At 60.5% G+C, this 23,616-nt stretch carries 22 protein-coding genes; 9 read left to right on the top strand and 13 right to left on the bottom strand.

Going from position 1 to position 23,616, the window contains the following annotated elements:
- Positions 1-12: 12 nt before the first annotated feature.
- Complete coding sequence (locus tag HU773_RS02455; RefSeq protein WP_115127180.1) at positions 13-2,463, bottom strand: glycogen/starch/alpha-glucan phosphorylase; 2,451 nt, start codon at positions 2,461-2,463, stop codon at positions 13-15.
- Between the two features lie 240 nt (positions 2,464-2,703).
- Between HU773_RS02455 and HU773_RS02450 the strand changes: the two genes are divergently transcribed.
- A complete protein-coding gene (locus HU773_RS02450) occupies positions 2,704-3,138 on the top strand; it encodes a YkgJ family cysteine cluster protein (protein ID WP_032862271.1) in 435 nt (144 codons plus the stop codon).
- A gap of 206 nt (positions 3,139-3,344) precedes the next feature.
- On the opposite strand, the gene typA is transcribed toward HU773_RS02450, so the two are convergent.
- Entirely contained in the window at positions 3,345-5,165 is a 1,821-nt protein-coding gene (typA, locus tag HU773_RS02445; protein WP_024072901.1) for a translational GTPase TypA, read from the bottom strand.
- A gap of 139 nt (positions 5,166-5,304) precedes the next feature.
- Positions 5,305-6,759 carry a tRNA uracil 4-sulfurtransferase ThiI gene (thiI, locus tag HU773_RS02440; RefSeq protein WP_186625114.1) on the bottom strand — a complete coding sequence of 485 codons (1,455 nt, stop codon included), beginning with the start codon at positions 6,757-6,759 and terminating at the stop codon, positions 5,305-5,307.
- A gap of 333 nt (positions 6,760-7,092) precedes the next feature.
- Between thiI and glnA the strand changes: the two genes are divergently transcribed.
- From glnA to ntrC, 3 genes are all read left to right on the top strand, one after another.
- A complete protein-coding gene (gene glnA, locus HU773_RS02435) occupies positions 7,093-8,499 on the top strand; it encodes a glutamate--ammonia ligase (RefSeq protein ID WP_057958042.1) in 1,407 nt (468 codons plus the stop codon).
- A gap of 463 nt (positions 8,500-8,962) precedes the next feature.
- Complete coding sequence (glnL, locus tag HU773_RS02430) at positions 8,963-10,048, top strand: nitrogen regulation protein NR(II) (protein WP_057437145.1); 1,086 nt, start codon at positions 8,963-8,965, stop codon at positions 10,046-10,048.
- Positions 10,045-11,481 (top strand): nitrogen regulation protein NR(I), encoded by a 1,437-nt coding sequence (gene ntrC / locus HU773_RS02425; RefSeq protein WP_057444610.1) that lies wholly within the window; start codon positions 10,045-10,047, stop codon positions 11,479-11,481. Before glnL ends, ntrC begins: the two co-directional genes overlap by 4 nt.
- A gap of 427 nt (positions 11,482-11,908) precedes the next feature.
- Here the strand turns inward: ntrC and HU773_RS02420 are convergent, their stop codons facing one another.
- Positions 11,909-12,349 (bottom strand): hypothetical protein, encoded by a 441-nt coding sequence (locus HU773_RS02420; protein WP_186625113.1) that lies wholly within the window; start codon positions 12,347-12,349, stop codon positions 11,909-11,911.
- Between HU773_RS02420 and HU773_RS02415 the strand changes: the two genes are divergently transcribed.
- Entirely contained in the window at positions 12,348-12,803 is a 456-nt protein-coding gene (locus HU773_RS02415) for a tRNA (cytidine(34)-2'-O)-methyltransferase (protein WP_057437141.1), read from the top strand. The two genes, HU773_RS02420 and HU773_RS02415, sit on opposite strands and share 2 nt — an antisense overlap.
- Positions 12,804-12,960: 157 nt before the next feature.
- On the opposite strand, the gene secB is transcribed toward HU773_RS02415, so the two are convergent.
- From secB to HU773_RS02400, 3 genes are read right to left on the bottom strand one after another with little or no spacing between them, the layout of a single operon-like run.
- Positions 12,961-13,446, bottom strand: coding sequence for a protein-export chaperone SecB (gene secB, locus HU773_RS02410; RefSeq protein WP_057437139.1), 486 nt, complete (start codon positions 13,444-13,446; stop codon positions 12,961-12,963).
- Positions 13,447-13,490: 44 nt separating this feature from the next.
- On the bottom strand, positions 13,491-13,745 hold the full coding sequence (gene grxC / locus HU773_RS02405) for a glutaredoxin 3 (protein ID WP_115127178.1): 255 nt from the start codon (positions 13,743-13,745) through the stop codon (positions 13,491-13,493).
- 1 nt (position 13,746) lies between these two features.
- Positions 13,747-14,160 (bottom strand): rhodanese-like domain-containing protein, encoded by a 414-nt coding sequence (locus tag HU773_RS02400; RefSeq protein WP_029295907.1) that lies wholly within the window; start codon positions 14,158-14,160, stop codon positions 13,747-13,749.
- Positions 14,161-14,311: 151 nt separating this feature from the next.
- Between HU773_RS02400 and gpmI the strand changes: the two genes are divergently transcribed.
- The 4 genes from gpmI to HU773_RS02380 all read left to right on the top strand — a co-directional run bounded on the left by gpmI (position 14,312) and on the right by HU773_RS02380 (position 19,495).
- Positions 14,312-15,838 carry a 2,3-bisphosphoglycerate-independent phosphoglycerate mutase gene (gene gpmI, locus HU773_RS02395; RefSeq protein WP_169989250.1) on the top strand — a complete coding sequence of 509 codons (1,527 nt, stop codon included), beginning with the start codon at positions 14,312-14,314 and terminating at the stop codon, positions 15,836-15,838.
- A gap of 258 nt (positions 15,839-16,096) precedes the next feature.
- Positions 16,097-17,383 carry a murein hydrolase activator EnvC family protein gene (locus HU773_RS02390; RefSeq protein ID WP_186625112.1) on the top strand — a complete coding sequence of 429 codons (1,287 nt, stop codon included), beginning with the start codon at positions 16,097-16,099 and terminating at the stop codon, positions 17,381-17,383.
- A 29-nt stretch (positions 17,384-17,412) separates the two neighbouring features.
- On the top strand, positions 17,413-18,720 hold the full coding sequence (locus tag HU773_RS02385) for a S41 family peptidase (protein WP_057958036.1): 1,308 nt from the start codon (positions 17,413-17,415) through the stop codon (positions 18,718-18,720).
- A gap of 1 nt (position 18,721) precedes the next feature.
- Complete coding sequence (locus HU773_RS02380; protein WP_170059447.1) at positions 18,722-19,495, top strand: divergent polysaccharide deacetylase family protein; 774 nt, start codon at positions 18,722-18,724, stop codon at positions 19,493-19,495.
- 3 nt (positions 19,496-19,498) lie between these two features.
- On the opposite strand, the gene HU773_RS02375 is transcribed toward HU773_RS02380, so the two are convergent.
- The 6 genes from HU773_RS02375 to hisB all read right to left on the bottom strand — a co-directional run bounded on the left by HU773_RS02375 (position 19,499) and on the right by hisB (position 23,366).
- Positions 19,499-20,254, bottom strand: a complete 756-nt coding sequence (locus HU773_RS02375; RefSeq protein WP_057444609.1) for a substrate-binding periplasmic protein — start codon at positions 20,252-20,254, stop codon at positions 19,499-19,501.
- A 66-nt stretch (positions 20,255-20,320) separates the two neighbouring features.
- The gene (hisF, locus tag HU773_RS02370; protein WP_003171107.1) at positions 20,321-21,091 is read right to left on the bottom strand and encodes an imidazole glycerol phosphate synthase subunit HisF; all 771 of its coding nucleotides are present in this window, start codon (positions 21,089-21,091) and stop codon (positions 20,321-20,323) included.
- A gap of 9 nt (positions 21,092-21,100) precedes the next feature.
- Positions 21,101-21,838: a 1-(5-phosphoribosyl)-5-[(5-phosphoribosylamino)methylideneamino]imidazole-4-carboxamide isomerase gene (gene hisA, locus HU773_RS02365; protein ID WP_186625110.1), complete on the bottom strand. Its 738-nt coding sequence runs from the start codon at positions 21,836-21,838 to the stop codon at positions 21,101-21,103.
- A 39-nt stretch (positions 21,839-21,877) separates the two neighbouring features.
- The gene (locus tag HU773_RS02360; RefSeq protein ID WP_029295898.1) at positions 21,878-22,135 is read right to left on the bottom strand and encodes a DUF2164 domain-containing protein; all 258 of its coding nucleotides are present in this window, start codon (positions 22,133-22,135) and stop codon (positions 21,878-21,880) included.
- Positions 22,135-22,773, bottom strand: coding sequence for an imidazole glycerol phosphate synthase subunit HisH (hisH, locus tag HU773_RS02355; protein ID WP_057437127.1), 639 nt, complete (start codon positions 22,771-22,773; stop codon positions 22,135-22,137). The genes HU773_RS02360 and hisH overlap by 1 nt, the downstream gene beginning before the upstream one ends.
- On the bottom strand, positions 22,773-23,366 hold the full coding sequence (gene hisB, locus HU773_RS02350; RefSeq protein ID WP_003218037.1) for an imidazoleglycerol-phosphate dehydratase HisB: 594 nt from the start codon (positions 23,364-23,366) through the stop codon (positions 22,773-22,775). Before hisB ends, hisH begins: the two co-directional genes overlap by 1 nt.
- Between the last annotated feature and the right edge of the window lie 250 nt (positions 23,367-23,616).

The raw sequence follows: 23,616 nt of genomic DNA, 5'->3' as shown, positions 1-23,616 counted from the left end.
CTCCTGTGGCGTTTAGTCCAGGGCTTTCCAGATCTCGGTCGCATATTCCCGGATGGTGCGGTCCGACGAGAACCACCCCGTACGCGCGGTGTTGAGCACCGCCGAACGCCACCATTCCTTGGAGTCATGCCAATGGGCTTCGACCCGCGCCTGGGCGTCCCAGTAGGAATCAAAATCGGCGCACACCAGGAAGCGGTCGTAGTCGATCAACGAATCAATCAGCCCCACATAGCGCCCTGGATCATCCGGCGAGAACACCCCGCCACGAATCGCCTGCAGCACATCGTTCAGGCGATGGGAGGCGGCGATTTCGGGAGCGGCGCTGAACTCACCGGCCTGTTTACGCGCTTCCACCTGTTCGGCACTCAGGCCGAAGATAAACATATGCTCGCCGCCGATGCGCTCGTGCATCTCCACATTGGCGCCGTCCATGGTGCCGATGGTCAATGCGCCATTGAGGCCGAACTTCATATTGCTGGTGCCCGAGGCCTCGAAGCCGGCGGTGGAGATCTGCTCCGACAGGTCAGCGGCCGGGATGATGTTTTCCGCGAGGCTGACGTTGTAGTTAGGCAGGAACACGACCTTGAGCAAACCACGCACGGTCGGGTCGTTGTTCACCGTACGGGCGATGTCGTTGGTCAACTTGATGATCAGCTTGGCCTGGTGATAGCTGGCCGCCGCCTTGCCGGCGAAGATCTTCACCCGCGGCACCCAATCCACCTCGGGCTCGGCACGAATCGCCTGGTACAGGGCGACGGTGTGCAACAGGTTCAGCAACTGGCGCTTGTACTCGTGGATGCGTTTGACCTGCACGTCGAACATCGCCGCCGGGTTGACCGCGATCCCCAGGCGTTCATGGATGATATCGGCCAGCACGCGCTTGCTGTGCAGGCGTTGCTCGGCAAAGGCTTTGCGAAATGCCTGTTTCTCGGCAAAGGTTTCCAGCTCCACCAGGCGCTGTTCCATATTGTCGAGAATATCCGGGCCCAGGGCTTCCACCAGCATCGCGGTGAGCTTGGGGTTGGCCTGGAACAGCCAGCGGCGGAAGGTAATGCCGTTGGTCTTGTTGTTGATACGCTCGGGGTAGAGCTTGTGCAGTTCGGAGAACACCGTGCTGCGCATCAACTGCGTGTGCAACCCGGACACGCCGTTGACGCTATGGGAGCCGAGGAACGCCAGGTTGCCCATGCGCACACGCCGGCCGTTGTCCTCTTCGATCAGCGAAACGGCGCGCAGCACATCGAAATCGTGGATGCCCTTGGCCCGCAGCGAATCAATGTGCTGGGCGTTGATCAGGTAGATGATCTGCATGTGCCGGGGCAGCATGCGTTCCATCAGGCCCACCGGCCAGGTCTCCAGGGCTTCGGGGAGCAGGGTGTGGTTGGTGTAGGACAGCGTCTCCACCGTGACCTGCCAGGCCGCCTCCCAGGCAATATCGTGCAAGTCGACCAACTGGCGCATCAACTCGGCCACGGCGATGGACGGGTGGGTGTCGTTGAGCTGGATGGCCGCGTGCTCGCCCAGGCTCAGGACCGACCCGTGCATGTTTTTGTGGCGCCGCAGCAGGTCTTGCAGGGAGGCCGAGACGAAGAAGTATTCCTGGCGCAGGCGCAGTTCCTGCCCCGCTTCGGTGCTGTCGGCTGGGTAAAGCACCCTGGAGATGCTTTCGGCACGGGCCACTTCGGCGACGGCGCCCAAATGGTCGCCGGCATTGAAACGCTCCAGGTGCAGGTCTTCCACGGCCCGCGCGCGCCACAGGCGCAAGGTGTTCACACTGGCACCGCGCCAGCCGACCACCGGGGTGTCGTAGGCCACCGCGCGCACGGTTTCATTGGGCGACCAGACCTGGATCGACTTGCCGGACGCATCCAGCACGGTCTCGACACTGCCGCCAAAACCGATCGGGTAGATCACCTCGGCGCGCTCGAACTCCCAGGGGTTGCCGAAATCCAGCCAGCGCTCGGTCTGTTCCTGCTGCCAGCCATCGACAATCGCCTGGCGAAACAGCCCGTGCTCGTAGCGAATGCCATAACCATGGCCGGCAATGCCCAGGGTCGACATGCTTTCCATAAAGCACGCGGCCAGGCGCCCCAGGCCACCGTTGCCCAGGGCCGCATCGGGCTCCAGCAGGCGAATGCGCTCCAGGTCCACACCCAACTCGCCGACAGCTTCGCGCGCCACCTCCCACAGGCCGAGGTTGCTCAGGCTGTCAAACAGCAGACGGCCGATCAGGAACTCCAGGGACAGGTAATACACCCGCTTCTGCCCGCTGCGGTAGATACGCCGGGTGTGGTCCATCCAGTGCTCGACCATATGGTCGCGCGCCGCCAGGGCAATGGCTTCGAACCAGTCGTGGTCGAAGGCGTGATCGGGGTCCTTGCCCACCGCATAAGTGAGTTTGGTCAAGACAGCATCGCGAAACGCGGCTACCTCTGCTTCTCGTGCAAGCGGTTCCTGAGACATCGGTGCGACCTCGGGCGAGATAGAAGAAGGGAAATCCTAGAGCCTAGACGGTCTGACCCATGGCATGGCTGACGGTTCGGCAGTTTTTTCACTCATTCACGCATACCGGTTTTAGATGCAGGGGCCGTGCCCGTTTGTGCGTCGGACCGGCCTTTGAGCCGAAACCCGCAAAATATTGTTCAAAAAATCACCAATCCCGGTATCATCGCGCGCCCGGACAAAGCCCCTCTTGGAAACCTGATGAAGCCTCAACTGATCGCCGCCGCGGAACTCGACCGTCTCGAAACGTGGCAGAAATACTCCAGCCACATGTGCGGCGGCTGCACATCCAACTGCTGCACCCTGCCGGTTGAGGTGAAGATCAAGGATTTGATCCGCATTGGTATCGTCGACGAGTTCGAGCGTGGCGACCCGCCGAAGAACATCGCCAAGCGCTTGCAGAAGGAAGGCATCGTCGAGCGGTTCAACTCCAAGTCCGAGATCTTTACTCTGCAGCGCATGAGCAACAACGATTGCCTGTACCTGGATCGTAAGACGCGCTTCTGCACTATTTATGACAAACGCCCGGATACCTGCCGCAATCACCCGAAAATCGGGCCACGGCCGGGGTATTGCGCGTACAAGCCCAAGGAAGTGGTGCGCGAGACCAAGTTGCGTACGCTCGACAAGTTCTAACCGATGATCGTTCCCACGCTCCGCGTGGGAATGCCTCCTGGGGCGCTCTGCGCCCCGCTGCCAAGGGCAAACGCAGAGCGTTCAGGGCTGCATTCCCACGCGGAGCGTGGGAACGATCACAGGCCAGACACCACACAATCTGCAGGCATAAAAAAACGCCCCCGGCCTTTCGACCGGGGGCGTTTTTTTTCAGCTGGAACTAAGTATCAGTTCTTGGCCTTTTTGGCAGCGCGGGTACGCTCGCCTTCGTCCAGGATCTTCTTACGAAGACGGATGGACTTCGGCGTTACTTCGCACAGCTCGTCGTCCTGGATGAATTCCAGAGCCTGTTCCAGGGTGAAGCGAACAGGTGGAACCAGGGCGATGGTTTCGTCTTTACCCGAAGCACGCATGTTGTCGAGCTTCTTGCCTTTGGTTGGGTTGACGCCCATGTCGTTGTCACGGCTGTTCAGACCAACGATCTGGCCGTTGTAGATCTCTTGACCGTGTTCAACGAACAGCTTGCCACGCGCCTGGAGGGTTTCCAGGGAGTAGGTCAGCGCCTTGCCGGTTTCTACCGATACCAGAACACCGTTCTGACGGCCGGACATGTCGCCGGACTTCATGGTGTCGTAGCGATCGAAGATCGAGGTCAGGATGCCAGCACCGTTGGTCAGGGTCAGGAACTGGTTACGGAAACCGATCAGACCACGAGCAGGGATGTTGTATTCCAGACGCACACGGCCTTTGCCATCCGGCACCATGTTGGTCAGGTCGCCCTTACGCAGGCCCATCTCTTCCATGACCTTGCCCTGGGATTCTTCAGGGGTGTCGATGGTGACGTTTTCGAACGGTTCCTGCTTCACGCCGTCAACGGTACGGATGATCACTTCAGGACGACCAACGCCCATTTCGAAGCCTTCGCGACGCATGGTTTCGATCAGTACCGAGAGGTGCAGCTCACCACGGCCGGAAACCTTGAACTTGTCAGCCGAGTCGCCTTCTTCAACGCGCAGTGCAACGTTGTACAGCAGCTCTTTGTCCAGACGTTCCTTGATGTTACGGGAAGTCACGAACTTGCCTTCTTTACCGCAGAAAGGCGAGTCGTTTACCTGGAAGGTCATGGAAACGGTTGGCTCGTCAACGGTCAGAGGCTTCATCGCCTCGACAGTGTCCGGCTGGCACAGGGTGTCGGAGATGAACAGCGAGTCCATACCGCTTACGCACACGATGTCGCCGGCGAAAGCTTCTTCAACGTCGATACGGTGCAGACCGTGGTGACCCATCAGCTTCAGGATACGACCGTTACGCTTCTTGCCGTCGGCGCCGATAGCCACAACCGGGGTGTTCGGCTTGACGCTACCACGAGCGATACGGCCAACGCCGATAACACCCAGGAAGCTGTTGTAGTCCAGTGCCGAGATTTGCATCTGGAACGGACCGTCACGGTCAACCTTCGGAGGTGGCACGTGGTCAACGATCGCCTGGTACAGCGGGGTCATGTCTTCCGCCATGGCGGTGTGTTCCAGACCGGCAATACCGTTCAGGGCAGAGGCGTAGATCACTTGGAAATCAAGTTGCTCTTCGGTAGCACCCAGGTTGTCGAACAGGTCGAAGATCTGGTCCAGAACCCAGTCCGGACGCGCGCCTGGACGGTCAACCTTGTTGATGCACACGATCGGACGCAGGCCGGCTTCGAAAGCCTTCTTGGTCACGAAACGGGTTTGCGGCATAGGGCCGTCTTGGGCATCAACCAGCAGCAGAACGGAGTCAACCATCGACATTACGCGTTCTACTTCGCCGCCGAAGTCGGCGTGGCCCGGGGTGTCCACGATGTTGATGTGGTAGCCGTTCCAGTTGATAGCGGTGTTTTTTGCCAGGATGGTAATACCGCGCTCTTTTTCCTGGTCGTTGGAGTCCATCACGCGCTCGTCGTTGAGCTCGTTGCGCTCCAGGGTGCCGGATTGACGCAGGAGTTTGTCTACCAGGGTGGTTTTACCATGGTCAACGTGGGCAATGATGGCGATGTTACGTAGATTTTCGATCACTTGTGTATCTCGATCAGAGGATTCGGTGTGCTGACAGGTCGTGGCAGCGATTAACAGTAGAGTCAGGCCTTGCCGTTACAGCTTGACGGCAGAGTCGGGGGGCCGGTGACGCAGGCCACAGGCAAACAGCCCCGGGCTCTTAGCTCGGTCGATAAACGCGCACATTGGCATATCCCTCACTGAGCAAATGGTGGGCATGCAGGCGACTCATCACGCCTTTGTCGCAATACAGCAGGTACTGACGGCTGTTATCCAGTTCCTTGAAACGCGCGTTCAGTGCATAGAACGGCAGCGTTTGCACGTCGATGCCAGCGATTTCCAGTGGCTCATCTTCAGCGGCATCCGGGTGACGGATGTCGATGACGATCTGGCCGGCCAGGGCTTCGCTGACTTCTTCGATCTGCACATCCTGGCCCAATTCATCGATTACCCGATCAATCGGCACCAGTTTGGCGTTCTCGAGCGCTCGCTCCAGAATCGCCATGTCGAATTCTTTCTCTTCATGCTCCACGCGGTAGCGCTTGGCATGGGTCTTGGGGTTCACCGAGATGACCCCGCAGTACTCTGGCATGTGCTTGGCGAAATCAGCGGTGCCGATTTCGTTGGCCAGGTCGATGATGTCTTGCTTGTGGCTGGCGATCAGCGGGCGCAAAACCAGCTTGTCGGTCACACAGTCGATCACGGACAGGTTCGGCAGGGTCTGGCTGGAGACCTGGGAAATCGCCTCGCCGGTAACCAGCGCTTCGATTTGCAGGCGGTCGGCGATTTTCGACGCTGCGCGCAACATCATACGCTTCAATACGACGCCCATATGACCGTTATCGACTTTTCCGAGAATTTCTCCCAGGACTTCCTCGAACGGTACGCTGACAAACAGCACGCGCTGGGAGCTGCCGTACTTCTTCCAGATATAGTGCGCGACTTCCATCACGCCCAATTCATGTGCACGCCCGCCCAGGTTAAAGAAGCAGAAGTGGCTCATCAGGCCGCGGCGCATGATCTGGTAGGCCGCCACGGTGGAGTCGAAACCGCCGGACATCAGTACCAGGGTCTGCTCCAGCGCGCCCAGCGGATAGCCGCCGATGCTGTTGTGCTGGTTGTGGATCACAAACAACCGTTGGTCGCGAATTTCGATGCGCACTTCGATTTGCGGCTCTTTAAGCGAAATTCCAGCGGCGCCGCACTCGCGACGCAGCTTGCTGCCGACGTATTTCTCGACATCCATGGAGCTGAACGGGTGCTTGCCGGCACGCTTGCAACGCACTGAAAAAATCTTGCCTTCAAGGCTGTTGCCGAAGTGCAGTTTGCATTTTTCAGTGATGTCGTCGAAATCGCCCAGCGGGTACTCGTCGACCTGCAGGAAGTGCGCGATGCCCGGCATGCAGCTCAGGCGCTCGGTCATGTCTTTCAAGGCTTTGGCGTCAGTAATGCGGGTTTCCAGCTCGAGATTGTCCCACACACCGTTCACCACCACAGCCGGGTCCAGGTCACGGAGCACGGCGCGGATATTCTTGGCCAATTGACGGATGAAACGCATCCGTACCGGTCGGCTCTTGATGGTGATTTCGGGGAAGACTTTAACGATTAATTTCATGGAAACAGCGCGCGCAGGGCCAGCCGAAAAAGGGGGGCGCGGATTATAGCGGAAATCGCTCAAGGTTTGACCAGTTAATATACAAACGGCACACCATGCACCAAACAGGTGCATTTACAGGCAGTTGCGCTACATTGCAGTGCGCAATTTTTGCCGTTTTTTCGATTTGCACCTTTATAGGGGCGATTTTGAGGCAAAAAACCCATGTCGGGGCACTGGCATGCAATTTGCTCTCTTGTGAGGCAGGTTGCCATGGCGGACTATCCGCGCCGGCATCACCCACATTCTAAGGGCTACTCCACTACCCAAGCCCGAAGCCACCCGGAGGACACTATGTCGAAGTCGGTTCAACTCATCAAAGATCATGACGTTAAATGGATTGATCTGCGCTTCACGGACACCAAAGGCACTCAGCACCACGTGACCATGCCGGCTCGCGATGCGCTGGATGACGCCTTCTTCGAAGAAGGCAAAATGTTCGACGGCTCCTCCATTGCTGGCTGGAAAGGCATCGAAGCCTCCGACATGATCCTGATGCCGGACGACTCCACCGCCGTACTCGATCCGTTCACCGAAGAGCCGACCCTGATCATCGTCTGCGACGTGATCGAGCCTTCGACCATGCAAGGCTACGACCGCGACCCACGTGCGATCGCCAAGCGTGCCGAGGAATACCTGAAGTCCACCGGTATCGGTGACACCGTATTCGTGGGCCCGGAACCAGAATTCTTCATCTTCGACCAAGTAAAGTTCAAGTCCGACATCTCCGGCTCGATGTTCAAGATCTACTCCGAACAAGGTTCGTGGATGTCCGACCAGGACGTGGAAGGCGGCAACCATGGCCACCGTCCAGGTATCAAAGGTGGTTACTTCCCGGTTCCGCCGTTCGACCACGACCACGAAATCCGTACCTCCATGTGCAACGCCATGGAAGACATGGGCCTGGTCATCGAAGTGCACCACCACGAAGTGGCCACTGCCGGCCAGAACGAAATCGGTGTGAAGTTCAACACCCTGGTGGCCAAGGCTGACGAAGTCCAGACCCTGAAGTACTGCGTACACAACACTGCCGTTGCCTATGGCCGTACCGCTACCTTCATGCCTAAGCCACTGTACGGCGATAACGGTTCGGGTATGCACGTTCACCTGTCCATCGCCAAAGATGGCAAGAACACCTTCGCTGGCGAAGGTTATGCCGGCCTGTCCGACACTGCCCTGTACTTCATCGGCGGTATCATCAAGCACGGTAAGGCCCTGAACGGCTTCACCAACCCGTCGACCAACTCCTACAAGCGTCTGGTCCCAGGTTTCGAAGCACCGGTAATGCTGGCCTACTCGGCTCGCAACCGTTCCGCGTCGATCCGTATTCCTTACGTGTCCAGCCCTCGCGCTCGCCGTATCGAAGCACGCTTCCCGGATCCAGCAGCCAACCCGTACCTGGGCTTTGCTGCACTGCTGATGGCTGGCCTGGACGGCATCCAGAACAAGATCCACCCAGGCGACGCCGCCGACAAGAACTTGTACGACCTGCCGCCTGAAGAGGCCAAAGAGATCCCACAAGTGTGCGGCAGCCTGAAAGAAGCCCTGGAAGAGCTGGATAAGGGCCGTGCGTTCCTGACCAAAGGCGGCGTGTTCAGCGACGACTTTATCGACGCCTACATCGCCCTGAAAAGCGAAGAAGAAATCAAGGTCCGCACCTTCGTACACCCACTGGAATACGAGCTGTACTACAGCTGCTGATCCGGTAGCGCTGCTTAACGTGGCGTGACAAAAAAGACCTCCTTCGGGAGGTCTTTTTTTTGCCTGAAACAATGACTATCCACCTTTGCAAACCCCATCAGAACTGTAGGAGCTGGCTTGCCTGCGATAGCGGTGTATCTGTCACATCACGACTGACTGAACCACCGCTATCGCAGGCAAGCCAGCTCCTACAGTTTGACTGGGGTTTTTCAGGAAATATTTGATCGCTGAACAGAATGTGGGAATTCGCACTATATTGGTGCGATAGGTTGCACCCTTGCCCACCCATCAACCCATTTTGGGTCGAAATCTCCCGAGAGAGCTGGCCGAACGCCATAGTTTCGCGCCTAAAGCCCCCATTTCAGGGCTTTTACGCTTCTTTTCGGAGCCTTGGTTTGGTTTTTGCATTTTCCTGGTATCAGCGTGTGCCTCAAGCCCACGCCTTGCTCCAAAAGAGGTCCTAATGACCATCAGCGACGCACTGCACCGCTTGCTACTCGACAACCTGACCACCGCGACCATTCTGCTCAATGACGAACTGCGCCTTGAGTACATGAACCCCGCGGCGGAGATGCTCCTGGCCATCAGCGGTCAGCGCAGCCATGGGCAATTTATCAGCGAGCTGTTCACCGAGTCCGCCGAGGCCTTGAGTTCCTTGCGCCAGGCCGTGGAGCAGGCCCACCCGTTTACCAAGCGTGAAGCGATGCTCACGGCCCTCACCGGCCAGACCCTGACCGTCGACTACGCGGTAACGCCGATCCTGAGCCACGGCGCCACCTTGCTGCTGCTGGAAGTGCATCCCCGGGATCGCCTGCTGCGCATCACCAAGGAAGAAGCCCAGCTGTCCAAGCAGGAAACCAGCAAGATGCTGGTGCGCGGCCTGGCCCATGAGATCAAGAACCCGTTGGGCGGGATTCGCGGCGCCGCACAGTTGCTGGCCCGCGAGCTGCCGGATGAGAACCTCAAGGACTACACCAACGTCATCATCGAAGAAGCCGACCGCCTGCGTAACCTGGTGGACCGCATGCTCGGCTCCAACAAGCTGCCGTCGCTGGCGATGACCAATATCCATGAGGTACTGGAGCGCGTCTGCCAGTTGGTGGAGGCCGAAAGCCAGGGCTGCATCACCCTGGTGCGCGACTATGACCCGAGCATTCCCGATGTCCTGATCGACCGCGAGCAGATGATCCAGGCGGTGCTCAATATCGTGCGCAACGCCATGCAAGCCATCAGCAGCCAGAACGAGTTGCGCCTGGGGCGCATCAGCCTGCGCACCCGCGCCTTGCGCCAGTTCACCATCGGCCATGTGCGCCATCGCCTGGTAACCAAGGTCGAGATCATCGACAACGGCCCGGGTATCCCGGCCGAACTGCAGGAAACCATTTTCTTCCCAATGGTCAGCGGCCGCCCGGACGGTACCGGGCTGGGCCTGGCCATTACCCAGAACATCATCAGCCAGCACCAGGGCCTGATCGAATGTGAAAGCCATCCCGGCCACACGACCTTTTCGATCTTTCTGCCACTGGAACAAGGAGCCCCATCGACATGAGCCGTAGTGAAACTGTCTGGATCGTCGATGACGACCGTTCCATCCGCTGGGTCCTGGAGAAAGCCTTGCAACAGGAAGGCATGACCACCCAGAGCTTCGACAGCGCTGATGGGGTGATGAGCCGCCTGGCGCGCCAGCAGCCCGACGTGATCATCTCCGATATCCGCATGCCCGGCGCCAGTGGCCTGGACTTGCTGGCGCGGATTCGCGAGCAGCACCCGCGCTTGCCGGTGATCATCATGACCGCGCACTCGGATCTGGACAGCGCTGTCGCGTCCTATCAGGGCGGCGCCTTCGAGTACCTGCCCAAGCCATTCGACGTCGATGAGGCGGTGGCGCTGGTCAAGCGCGCCAACCAGCACGCCCAGGAACAGCAAGGCCAGGCCGTGGTACCGACCCTGACCCGCACCCCCGAGATCATCGGTGAAGCACCGGCGATGCAGGAAGTGTTTCGCGCCATCGGGCGCCTGAGCCACTCCAACATCACCGTGTTGATCAACGGTGAGTCCGGGACCGGTAAAGAGCTGGTGGCCCATGCCCTGCACCGTCACAGCCCGCGGGCGGCCTCGCCGTTTATCGCGCTGAACATGGCAGCAATCCCCAAGGACTTGATGGAGTCCGAGCTGTTCGGCCACGAAAAAGGCGCGTTTACCGGCGCGGCCAACCTGCGTCGCGGGCGTTTTGAACAGGCGGACGGCGGCACGCTGTTCCTCGATGAAATCGGCGACATGCCGGCCGACACCCAGACCCGGCTGCTGCGGGTACTGGCCGACGGTGAGTTCTATCGTGTCGGCGGCCATACGCCGGTCAAGGTCGACGTGCGCATCATCGCCGCGACCCACCAGAACCTGGAAACCCTGGTGCACGCCGGCAAGTTTCGCGAGGACTTGTTCCACCGCCTGAACGTGATCCGCATCCATATCCCACGCATGTCGGACCGTCGCGAAGATATCCCGACCCTGGCCCGTCACTTCCTCAGCCGCGCCGCCCAGGAGCTGGCGGTGGAGCCCAAGCTGCTGAAGACGGAGACCGAGGAATACCTGAAGAACCTGCCATGGCCGGGCAACGTGCGCCAACTGGAGAACACTTGCCGCTGGATCACGGTGATGGCGTCCGGGCGCGAAGTGCATATCAGCGACCTGCCACCAGAGCTGTTGAGCCTGCCCCAGGATTCAGCGCCGGTGACCAACTGGGAACAGGCCCTGCGCCAATGGGCCGACCAGGCCCTGGCCCGTGGCCAGTCAAGCCTGCTGGACAGCGCCGTACCGACCTTTGAGCGGATCATGATCGAAACCGCCCTCAAGCACACCGCAGGCCGGCGTCGTGATGCCGCAGTGCTGCTGGGCTGGGGCCGCAACACCTTGACCCGCAAGATCAAGGAATTGGGGATGAAGGTCGATGGCGGGGATGATGATGAGGGCGAAGAGGCCTGAGTACAGCCCTCCAGCACATGAATGACCTAATGTGGATGAGGGCTTATGTGGGAGCTGGCTTGCCTGCGATTGCATCACCTCGGTATCTCTGAAAGGCCGAAGTGCCCGCATCGCAGGCAAGCCTGCTCCCACATTTGTGTGGTGTGCACCGCTTCAACGCACCATGAACCGCTATCGCGCACAAAACCCAGGCCACTTTCAAATAAATCCTGAGCCCTGAAAACACCAAAGCCCCGTAATCCGGGGCTTTGCGCTTTATAAAAGAAAACTCTCAGACAATCTCGCCACTCTGGCACGCCCCCTGCAATAACCCTGGTACTACCCAGTTTCGGGGACCTTGGTACAGGCAGGCCGAGAATCCCCTCTTTAATTCGAGCGTCAAACCGTTTTGGGAGCCCTGGTACAGGCAGGCCGGGAACTCCCTCTTTTATTGCTCCAGGAGATGGATCTCCAGTCGCCAGCGGTCATCGACCGCCTTGCCCGACCATTCCCCCCGCAGCGGCCGCGCCGCCACCAGGTTCAGCAGCAGGCCAGCATCGGTCTTGCGCACGCGCCAGTTCACATCCTTGTCATTGACCTTCAATTGCCCCGCCTGGGCATGGCCCTGGGCGTCGAACAGCAGCGCTACGGTGCCGTCGATATGCTCGCCATGCAGCTTCGGCTCGCTGTTGAACCACACCACCAGGCCATCTGCGGCGGGCTCGAGCTGCAGCAAGGCAGTCGGGTCCGGGGTGGTCAGGCGACCGATCATCAAACCCACCATCAGGCCGACAATCGCCAGCGAGCCCAGGACGCGAGGCAATAGCTTCGGCCTGGGGTCGTCTTCAGGGGTAGAATGCGCTGCATCTTTATCTTCGGAGCCGTGCATGTTTCACGTCATCCTTTTCCAACCAGAAATTCCGCCGAATACCGGCAACGTTATCAGGCTGTGCGCCAACAGTGGCTGCCACCTGCATTTGATCGAGCCGCTAGGCTTCGAGATGGACGACAAGCGCCTGCGCCGCGCGGGCCTGGACTATCACGAGTACGCCACCCTGCAGCGCCACGCCGACCTCGCCAGTTGCCTGGAGAGCCTGGGCCAGCCGCGCCTGTTTGCGTTCACCACCAAGGGCTCGCGGCCGTTTCATGATGCCAGCTTTGCCGAAGGGGACGCCTTCCTGTTCGGTCCAGAGAGCCGTGGCCTGCCGGCAGACGTACTCGACGCCCTGCCCGACGGCCAGCGCCTGCGCCTGCCGATGCGCGAAGGCTGCCGCAGCCTGAACCTGTCCAACACCGTGGCCGTCGCCGTCTACGAAGGCTGGCGCCAGCTCGGGTTCAAATAACCCCCAAAACCAAATGTGGGAGCGGGCGTGTGTGGGAGCCGGGCTTGCCCGCGATGCAGGCACCTCGGTGTGTCAGTGACACAGAGGTGATGCTATCGCTGGCAAGCCAGCTCCCACACACGCCCGCTCCCACATTTAGAGCAGCGTCGGGTTCAGCTTACTGAACCGTCGGTGCGCCTTCCTGTTGCATGCGCTGCAGCTCTTGCGCATACAGGGCATCGAAGTTCACCGGGGCCAGCATCAGGGCCGGGAACGAGCCACGGGTGACCAGGCTGTCCAGGGTCTCGCGGGCATACGGGAACAGGATGTTCGGGCAGAACGCGCCCAGGGTGTGGCTCATGGACGCATCGTCCAGGCCCTGGATCAGGAAGATACCGGCCTGCTGGACTTCAGCGATGAATGCCACTTCTTCACCGTTCTTCACGGTGACCGACAGGGTCAGTACCACTTCGTGGAAGTCGCCTTCGAGCTGCTTCTGACGAGTGTTCAGGTCCAGGCCGACGCTTGGGGTCCATTCCTGACGGAAGATCGCCGGGCTTTTCGGCGCTTCGAACGACAGGTCACGCACGTAGATACGCTGCAGGGAAAATTGTGGGCCTTGAGCCTCTTCTGCTGCCGCTTCGATGTTCGGTTGGTCAGTCATCTCGCAGATCCTTCTTGATCTTGGGGTCTTTTAGGTTTTTGGAGTCAGACGTGAAGCAGCGCGTCGAGTTTACCGGCGCGCTCCAGGGCGAACAGGTCGTCGCATCCACCGATATGCTGGGTACCGATCCAGATTTGCGGCACAGAGGTGCGCCCCGCCTTCTGGGCCATCTCGGCACGCACCGCAGGCTTGCCATCGACCTTGATCTCTTCGAAGGCAACCTTTTTGCTCTGGAGCAACTGCTTGGCTCGCATGCAATAGGGGCAATAATCGCTGGAATAAACGACAACCTGGCTCATATCACTTCACCAACGGCAGGTTATCGGCGCGCCAGCTGGAGATACCACCCGACAGCTTGGCGGCGGTGAAGCCGCTTTTCATCATTTCGCGGGCATGGCCACCGGAGTGCTGGCCTTGGGCGTCGACCAGGATAATGGTCTTGGCCTTGTGCTTTTCCAGCTCGGCGATGCGGGCGATCAGCTTGTCCTGGGGAATATTCAGCGCGCCGACGATATGACCGGCGGCAAAGTCCTTGGCCGGGCGGATGTCGACGACAACGGCCTGGTCCTTGTTGACCAGCGCGGTCAGCTCGGCGGTGCTGAGGCTACGGCCGCCACGGCTCACTTCATGAGCAATCAGCAGCGCCAGCAGTACGACGAAGGCACCGACCAGCAGATAGTGAGAGGTAGCAAATGCAATCAGGTGATCAACCATCAAGGAGGTTCCAGGGCGTTAAAATGGCGGTAAGTATACACAGCCGCCATGGGGGGCCAACCCCCGTAAAGCGGTGACGGCATCGGAACTTCGCTTTAAACTGCCACTCCCTTTTCAATCGCCTTCCTTTAATAACGCCGCGAGAGGATCTATGACTACCACGCCTAAACCTTTGGTCCTGATGATTCTCGATGGCTTCGGTCACAGTGAAAACCCCCACGACAACGCCGTATTCGCGGCGAACAAGCCGGTACTGGACCGCCTGTGCGCCAGCGTACCCAATGGCCTGATCTCCGGATCGGGCATGGACGTCGGCCTGCCGGACGGCCAGATGGGCAACTCCGAAGTCGGCCATATGAACCTGGGCGCCGGACGAGTGGTATATCAGGACTTCACCCGTGTGACCAAAGCCATCCGCGATGGCGAGTTCTTCGAGAACCCGACCATCTGCGCCGCGGTGGATAAAGCCGTTGCCGCCGGCAAGGCCGTGCACTTCATGGGCCTGCTGTCCGACGGTGGCGTACACAGCCACCAGGATCATCTGGTGGCCATGGCCGAACTGGCCTTTAAGCGCGGTGCCGAGAAGATCTACCTGCACGCCTTCCTCGATGGCCGCGATACCCCGCCCAAAAGCGCGCAATCGTCCATCGAACTGCTGGACGCGACCTTCGCCGCCCTCGGCAAGGGCCGTATCGCCAGCCTGGTCGGCCGCTACTTCGCCATGGACCGCGACAACCGCTGGGACCGCGTGTCCCAGGCCTACAACCTGATCGTCGACGGCAACGCCGAATTCAACGCTGCCACCGCCCAGCAAGGCCTGGAAGCCGCCTACGCCCGTGGCGAGAGCGATGAGTTCGTCAAGGCCACCACCATCGGCGAGCCGGTGAAGGTCGAAGATGGCGACGCCGTGGTGTTCATGAACTTCCGCGCCGACCGTGCCCGCGAGTTGAGCCATGTGTTCGTCGATGAGGGTTTCAAAGACTTCGAGCGCGCGCGCCGCCCGCAGGTCGAATTCGTGATGCTCACCCAATACGCCGCCAACATCCCGGCCCCGTCGGCCTTCGCCCCGGGCAGTCTGGAAAACGTGCTGGGTGATTACCTGGCGAAGAACGACAAGACCCAGCTGCGCATCGCTGAGACCGAGAAATACGCCCACGTCACGTTCTTTTTCTCCGGTGGCCGCGAAGAACCGTTCCCCGGCGAAGAGCGCATCCTGATCCCGTCGCCGAAAGTCGCCACCTACGACCTGCAGCCGGAAATGAGCGCGCCGCAAGTTACCGATAAAATTGTCGACGCCATCGAACACCAGCGTTATGACGTGATCGTGGTCAACTACGCCAACGGCGACATGGTCGGCCACAGCGGCAACCTGCAAGCGGCAATCAAGGCTGTGGAATGCCTGGACCTGTGCGTAGGCCGGATCGTCGAGGCCCTGGAGAAGGTCGGCGGCGAAGCGCTGATCACCGCTGACCACGGCAACTGCGAGCAGATGTCCGACGAATCCACCGGCCAGGCCCACACAGCCCACACCACCGAGCCAGTGCCATTCATTTATGTCGGCAAACGCGACTTCAAGGTGCGCGAAGGCGGCGTGCTGGCGGACGTGGCACCGACCATGCTCATGCTGATGGGCCTGGAGAAACCTGCCGAGATGACCGGCACCTCGATTCTGGTCTGATTTTAAAACCCACCACCAAACAATGTGGGAGCGGGCTTGCCCGCGATAGCGACGGATCGGTCGACATTGCTATGGCCGACACAGCGCAATCGCGGGCAAGCCCGCTCCCACATGGGTAAGTGGCGTTTTTGAAGGTGGCTTTTAGCCACACCCCCGCCACTCGGCACCTAACTTGCCCGCCAGCCTGAATTGGGCGTTTTTTTTGCAGCGTGGGGCGGGCATACTAGGCCGTCCCTTTCCCTGGTGTCGCCCGCCTCTATGCTTCGCGCCTTGATTACCCTTGCTCTTGTCTGCGTGCTCCAACCGGCCTTGGCCGACGAACGTGCGCAAACCCAACAACAGTTGGACGCTACGCGTCAGGACATTACCGAGCTGAAAAAGCTGCTCGGCAAGCTCCAGGAAGAAAAATCCGGGGTGCAGAAAGACCTGCGCGGCACGGAAACCGAAATGGGCAAGCTGGAGAAGCAGGTCCAGGAGCTGCAAAAAGAATTAAAGAAGAGCGAGTCGGAACTGGAGCGACTCGACGGTGAGAAAAAAAAACTCCAGAGCGCGCGCGTTGAACAGCAACGCCTGATCGCGATCCAGGCCCGTGCCGCCTACCAGAACGGCCGCCAGGAATACCTCAAGCTGCTGCTCAACCAGCAGAACCCGGAAAAATTCGCCCGCACCCTGACCTACTACGATTACCTGAGCACCGCGCGCCTGGAGCAACTCAAGAGTTTCAACGAGACCCTGCGCCAGTTGGCCAACGTCGAGCAGGAAATCGCTGACCAGCAAAGCCAACTGCTGGCCCAGAAGAGCAGCCTGGACACCCAGCGCGACGAGCTGGACAAAGTGCGCAAGGAGCGCCAGCAGGCCCTGGCCAAGCTCAACAGCGACGTAAAAGCCCGTGATGCCAAGTTGCAGGCGCGTCAGCAGGACCAGGCCGACCTGGCCAAAGTACTCAAAACCATCGAGGAAACCCTGGCACGCCAGGCCCGCGAGGCGGAAGAAGCGCGGCAGAAAGCGCTGATGGCCCAGCAGGAAGCAGAAAAAAAGCGCCAGCGTGAAGCCGAGGCGCTCGCCAGCGACGCCCCGCGTAAACCGGCGCGTGCAGCACCCGGCCCGCTGGTTTCCAGTGCCGGCGAATCGTTTGGCGGGCCTTTTGCTACTGCCCGAGGCAAACTTCCATGGCCAGTTGATGGTCGACTACTGGCACGCTTTGGTGAAACCCGTGGCGATGACACCCGTACCAAGTGGGACGGCGTGATGATCAGCGCCTCTGCGGGCAGCCAGGTGCACGCCGTCCACGGCGGGCGCGTGGTGTTCGCCGATTGGCTGCGCGGCGCCGGGTTGCTGGTGATTCTTGACCACGGCAATGGCTATTTGAGCCTGTACGGCCACAATCAGACGTTACTCAAGGCCGCAGGTGATGTTGTAAAAGCCGGTGAATCCATCTCCACTGTCGGTAACAGTGGTGGCCAGGACACCCCGGCGCTGTACTTTGCTATTCGTCAGCAGGGCCGCCCGAGCGACCCTGCACAATGGTGTCGCGCCCAAGGATAGGCCGCACCTACATTAGGAGTTCGTTCGACATGCTGCATTTGTCCCGCCTCACTTCGCTGGCCCTGACGATCGCCCTGGTGATCGGCGCGCCTATGGCATTCGCCGACCAGACCGCACCGTCTGCCATGGCCGCGACCACCAAGGCACCGCTGCCGCTGGACGAATTGCGCACCTTTGCCGAGGTCATGGACCGGATCAAGGCCGCCTATGTCGAACCCGTGGACGACAAGACCCTGCTGGAAAACGCCATCAAAGGCATGCTCAGCAACCTCGACCCGCACTCTGCCTACCTGGGCCCGGAAGATTTCGCCGAGCTGCAGGAAAGCACCAGCGGCGAATTCGGCGGCCTGGGCATCGAAGTCGGCGCCGAGGACGGCATCATCAAGGTGGTGTCGCCAATCGACGACACCCCGGCGTCCAAGGCCGGCATCCAGGCCGGCGACCTGATCGTCAAGATCAACGGCCAGCCGACCCGTGGCCAGACCATGACCGAAGCCGTCGACAAGATGCGCGGCAAGGTCGGCCAGAAAATCACCCTGACCCTGGTGCGCGACGGCGGCAGCCCGTTTGACGTGACCCTGACCCGCGCCACCATCGTGGTCAAGAGCGTGAAGAGCCAGTTGCTGGAGTCGGGCTACGGCTATATCCGCATCACCCAGTTCCAGGTCAAGACCGGCGACGAAGTGGCCAAGGCCCTGGCCAAGCTGCGCAAGGACAACGGCAAGAAGCTCAACGGCATTGTCCTGGACCTGCGCAACAACCCCGGCGGCGTGCTGCAATCGGCGGTGGAAGTGGTCGACCACTTCATCACCAAAGGCTTGATCGTGTACACCAAGGGCCGCATTGCCAACTCCGAGCTGCGCTTCTCGGCCACCGGCAAGGACCTCAGCGAAAACGTACCGCTGGCGGTGCTGATCAACGGCGGCAGCGCCTCGGCCTCGGAAATCGTCGCCGGCGCCCTGCAAGACCAGAAACGCGGGGTACTGATGGGCACCACCAGCTTCGGCAAGGGCTCGGTGCAAACCGTGCTGCCGCTGAACAACGAGCGGGCGCTGAAGATCACCACAGCGCTGTACTACACGCCTAATGGTCGCTCGATCCAGGCCCAGGGCATCGTGCCGGATATCGAGGTGCGTCGGGCCAAGATCACCAACGAAAGCGACAACGAGTACTTCAAGGAAGCCGACCTGCAAGGTCACCTGGGCAATGGCAACGGCGGCGCCGACCAGCCAACCGGCAGCGGCCCGAAAGCCAAGCCGATGCCACAGGACGACGATTACCAACTGGCCCAGGCGTTGAGCCTGCTCAAGGGCTTGAGCATTACGCGCAGCCGTTGATATGCGTTTTGCGCTAATCCTTGCAATGTTGTGCAGCCTGGCCGGAGTCGCCCAAGCGACGCCGGCCGACAAGCCCCACAAAGCCTACCTCACGCTTATCATCGACGACCTTGGGCAAAACCTGCCCAGGGATCGTCGTGTGCTGGCCCTGCCCGGCCCGGTGACGGCGGCAATCATGCCCGACACGCCCCACGCCGCTGAAGTCGCCCGCGAGGCCCACCGCGCCGGCAAGATCGTGATTCTGCACATGCCCATGGACCCGGCCACCGGCCCCTTCGCCTGGCACCCCGAGCTGCCCATCGAAGAACTGGGCAAGCGCCTGGATGCGGCGCTCAAGGCCGTGCCCTACACCGCCGGCATCAACAACCACATGGGCAGCCGCATGACCGCCGAGCCTGGTGCCATGGCGTGGTTGATGGGCGAGTTGCAGCGTCGGCACAAGTTTTTCGTCGACAGCCGGACCAGCGCCAAGACCGTGGCGGCCGCCGAGGCTCAGAAAATCAACCTGGCCCACGTCTCACGGGATGTATTTCTGGATGACGAACGGACCGAAGCGGCCATCGCCACGCAGTTGCAGACGGCTATCAAGCTGGCCCACAAACAGGGCTCGGCGGTGATGATCGGCCATCCTTATCCACAGACCCTGGCGGTGCTGGAACGCGAGCTGCCCAAGCTCAAGGCCCAGGGTATCGAGTGGATTGATATCAAGCTGATGATCAGTGTGCGCAGCAATCGGGCGATGGCTGGGCACGGCAAGGATGGGGTTTACCGCTGAAACCTACAGATAGCGCGCCATGATCTGATCCACCACACCCTCCTTGCGTAGCTGGTCCAGCGCCGCCTGCAGCTTGGCCACCACCTCATCCGGCACCTCCTTGTTCAGCGCCAGGTACAACTGGGCGCTATTGAAGCGCAGCACCGTCTTGAGCCCGGAAACCCCCACCTGACGCGCCAGATAGCGCCCGGCCGGGTCGCCGGTGGCCCAGAGGTCAATCTGCCCCTCCATCAGCTTTTGCGCATTGTCCTGGTCGCGCAGCACGATGATCGGCTTGAGCCCGCGCTTTTCCAGGGTCTGGGCAATGGCATCGCCTTTGTAGGCACCGATCTTGTAGCTACGGGCGTGCTCAAGGTCGGTCAGCTGGATCTTGCTGTCAGCCTTGGCCAGCAGCACCCAGTCATCCGGGCCGATGGGGCCGACCCACTTGAACAGCGCTTCGCGGTCCGGCAGGCGCGCCATGACAAACACGCCGTAGCCTGGCTTTTCCAGGGCGAGTTTATAGATCCGCTCCCAAGGGAAGCGCAGCGTGAGGTTGTAGGAAATGCCAGCCTGCTTGAAAGTCTCGCGGACAATGTCCACCGCGATGCCTTCAATGTTCTCGTCCTTGGCGAAGTTCTTGCCGTTTTTCGCCATGTTGTAGGGCGGAAAGTTTTCCGTCAGCAGCACCAGAGAAGTGCCAGACGGCTCAGCGGCATTGGCCGAGCCCGCCAACAGAATGGAAGAACTGGCGAGGGCAAGCAGCAGGTCTTTGAGCATGTAGGGGTACCGGAATCCATGGCAGGCCCCAGAGTGCCGCGAGCCTGCCATGGTGTCCAGTGACGTTTAGCGGACGACGATTCCGCGTGCTGCCATGTAGGCCTTTGCCTCAGGCACGGTGTATTCGCCAAAGTGGAAAATACTCGCCGCCAGCACCGCGCTGGCGTGGCCTTCGATAACGCCGTCGGCCAGGTGTTGCAGGTTGCCCACACCACCGGACGCAATCACTGGAATGCCCAGTGCGTCACTGATGGCGCGGGTCACGCCCAGGTCAAAGCCGTTTTTCATGCCGTCCTGATCCATGCTGGTCAGCAGGATTTCACCGGCGCCGAGGCCTTCCATCTTCATCGCCCACTCCACCGCATCCAGGCCGGTCGGCTTGCGCCCGCCGTGGGTGAAGATCTCCCAGCGCGGGGTTTCACCCGGGCCGGAGACTTTCTTGGCGTCGATGGCGACGACGATGCATTGCGAACCGAAGTGCTGTGCGGCTTCGCCGACAAACTCCGGGTTGAACACCGCGGCCGTGTTGATCGAGACCTTGTCCGCACCCGCGTTAAGCAGGTTACGAATATCCTGCACGGTGCGTACGCCACCGCCCACGGTCAGCGGGATAAACACCTGGCTGGCCATGCGCTCGACGGTATGCAGCGTGGTATCGCGGCCGTCGACGCTGGCGGTGATGTCGAGAAAGGTAATCTCGTCGGCACCCTGCTCATCGTAGCGACGGGCGATTTCCACCGGGTCGCCGGCGTCACGGATGTTCTCAAACTTGACGCCCTTGACCACCCGACCGTTGTCGACGTCCAGGCAAGGGATGATGCGTTTGGCCAGCGCCATGGTCAGTCCTCAGCCTTTGTAGGCATCGCAGTAAGCCTGGGCTTCGGCGACGTCCAGGGTGCCTTCGTAGATCGCCCGGCCGGTGATGGCGCCGATGATCCCCGGCGCCTGGGCGTCCAGCAGCGACTTGATATCGCCCAGGTTGTGGATACCGCCGGAAGCAATCACCGGGATCTTGGTGGCGGCCGCCAGCGCAGCGGTAAACGGTACGTTGCAGCCCTGCATCATGCCGTCTTTGGCGATGTCGGTATAAACGATAGCGGACACGCCGTCGGCCTCGAACTGCTTGGCCAGGTCGATCACCTGCACGGTGCTGATTTGCGCCCAGCCGTCTGTAGCGACGAAACCATCCTTGGCGTCCAGGCCCACGATGACCTTGCCCGGAAACGCGCGGCAGGCTTCGGCGACGAAGGCCGGGTCTTTCACCGCCTTGGTGCCGATGATCACGTAGCTCACGCCTGCCTTGACGTAGTGCTCGATGGTTTCCAGGGAGCGGATACCGCCACCGATCTGGATCGGCAGGTTCGGGTAGCGCTTGGCGATGGCCGTCACTACTTCGCCATTGACCGGTTGGCCTTCAAAGGCGCCGTTCAAGTCCACCAGATGCAGGCGACGGCAGCCACCCTCCACCCACTTGGCAGCCATGCTCACCGGGTCATCGGAAAACACCGTGGAATCTTCCATGCGGCCCTGGCGCAGACGTACACAAGCGCCGTCCTTGAGATCGATAGCGGGAATAATCAGCATCTGGCAAACCTTATTCGATATTCAGCATTGCTCGGAAAATCAGGGTTTTTCGAGCGCCCACAAGTCGCTTTCGATGCTTTCGAACCTTTCTTTAAGGTGCGTCTGCACATCGAAAATCGCCCTGTTGTAATAGTGCGGAGCAATTTCAGTGGTGAACAGCTCGAGGATCTCAGCCACCTCGAACGACCCGAGACGGAGCTCGAAGCGATCTTCCATGAAACGCTTGATCTTGTCGGTCGCCTCACTCTCCTGCTGGGGAGTGAGATTGAGGATCGGTGGCTTGATCTTCTTGGCCATTACCAGCGCCCGTCCCAACTGGCGAAGTTCTGCAACAGCTGCAGGCCATGGGTATGGCTTTTCTCCGGGTGGAACTGCACGGCAAAGCGCGAACCTTCGGCCAGCGCTGCGGCAAAATCGACGCCGTAGTGCCCGCCACCCACCACCTGGCGCGGGTTACCGGCGGCGATGTAGTAGCTGTGGACGAAGTAGAAACGCGCCATGTCCGGGATGTCATGCCACAGCGGGTGGTCGACGGTGCGGCGCACTTCGTTCCAGCCCATGTGCGGGACTTTCAGATGCTCGCCGTCTTCGTGCAGATCCTTGCCGAAAAACTTCACCGCGCCTGGGAACAGGCCGATGCAGTCGACGCCGCCGTTCTCTTCACTGCGGTCGAGCAAGGCTTGCATGCCCACGCAGATCCCGAGGAACGGCCGGTCCTGGCTGACTTCGCGCACCAGGCTGTCAAAGCCCAGGCGGCGGATTTCGGCCATGCAGTCGCGAATCGCGCCCACACCGGGGAACACCACACGGTCGGCTTCGCGGATCACCTGCGCATCGCTGGTGATCAGCACCTTGCCGGCACCGACGTGCTCGAGGGCCTTGGCCACCGAATGCAGGTTACCCATGCCGTAGTCGATAACCGCGACCGTCTGCATTACAGAACGCCCTTGGTCGACGGCATTTGCCCGGCCATGCGGTCATCGAGCTCCACGGCCATGCGCAGGGCGCGGCCGAAAGCCTTGAACACGGTTTCGATCTGGTGGTGGGTGTTGGTGCCACGCAGGTTGTCGATGTGCAGACTGACCAGAGCGTGGTTGACGAAGCCCTGGAAGAATTCCTGGAACAGGTCCACGTCAAAGCCACCCACCGTGGCGCGGGTGTAAGGCACGTGCATCTGCAGGCCTGGGCGGCCCGAGAAGTCGATGACCACACGCGACAGCGCCTCGTCCAGCGGGACATAGGCATGGCCGTAACGGCGGATGCCCTTTTTGTCGCCGATGGCCTTGGCAAACGCCTGGCCGAGGGTGATACCGACATCCTCCACGGTGTGGTGGTCGTCGATATGCAGGTCACCCTTGCTGACGATATCCAGGTCGATCAGCCCATGACGGGCGATTTGATCCAGCATGTGCTCAAGAAAAGGAACACCGATATCAAATCGGGCCTTTCCGGTGCCATCCAGGTTGATCGAGGCTTTGATCTGGGTTTCCAGAGTGTCGCGCTCGACGGACGCCTTACGTTCGGCCATCACCAGCTCCGCAAAATCATTGGGCGAAAAAGGTGGCCATTATAGGGGCTGCGGGCGCTAAACAGAAACATCGAAGGGGATAAGACTGACGGCCTGTCGGGCATAGACATGTCAGTACAAGTGCGGGAGCTGGCGTGTGTGGGAGCTGGCTTGCCTGCGATGCAGACGCCTGCGTACTACAGATACACCGAGCGGGTTCTATCCCGGACAAGCCCGGCTCCCACAGGAACCGGGCCCACACGGGTTATGC

It is taken from the genome of Pseudomonas shahriarae (genome assembly GCF_014268455.2).
GTDB lineage: Bacteria > Pseudomonadota > Gammaproteobacteria > Pseudomonadales > Pseudomonadaceae > Aquipseudomonas > Aquipseudomonas shahriarae.
This window is presented reverse-complemented; position numbering and strand designations above follow the sequence as displayed.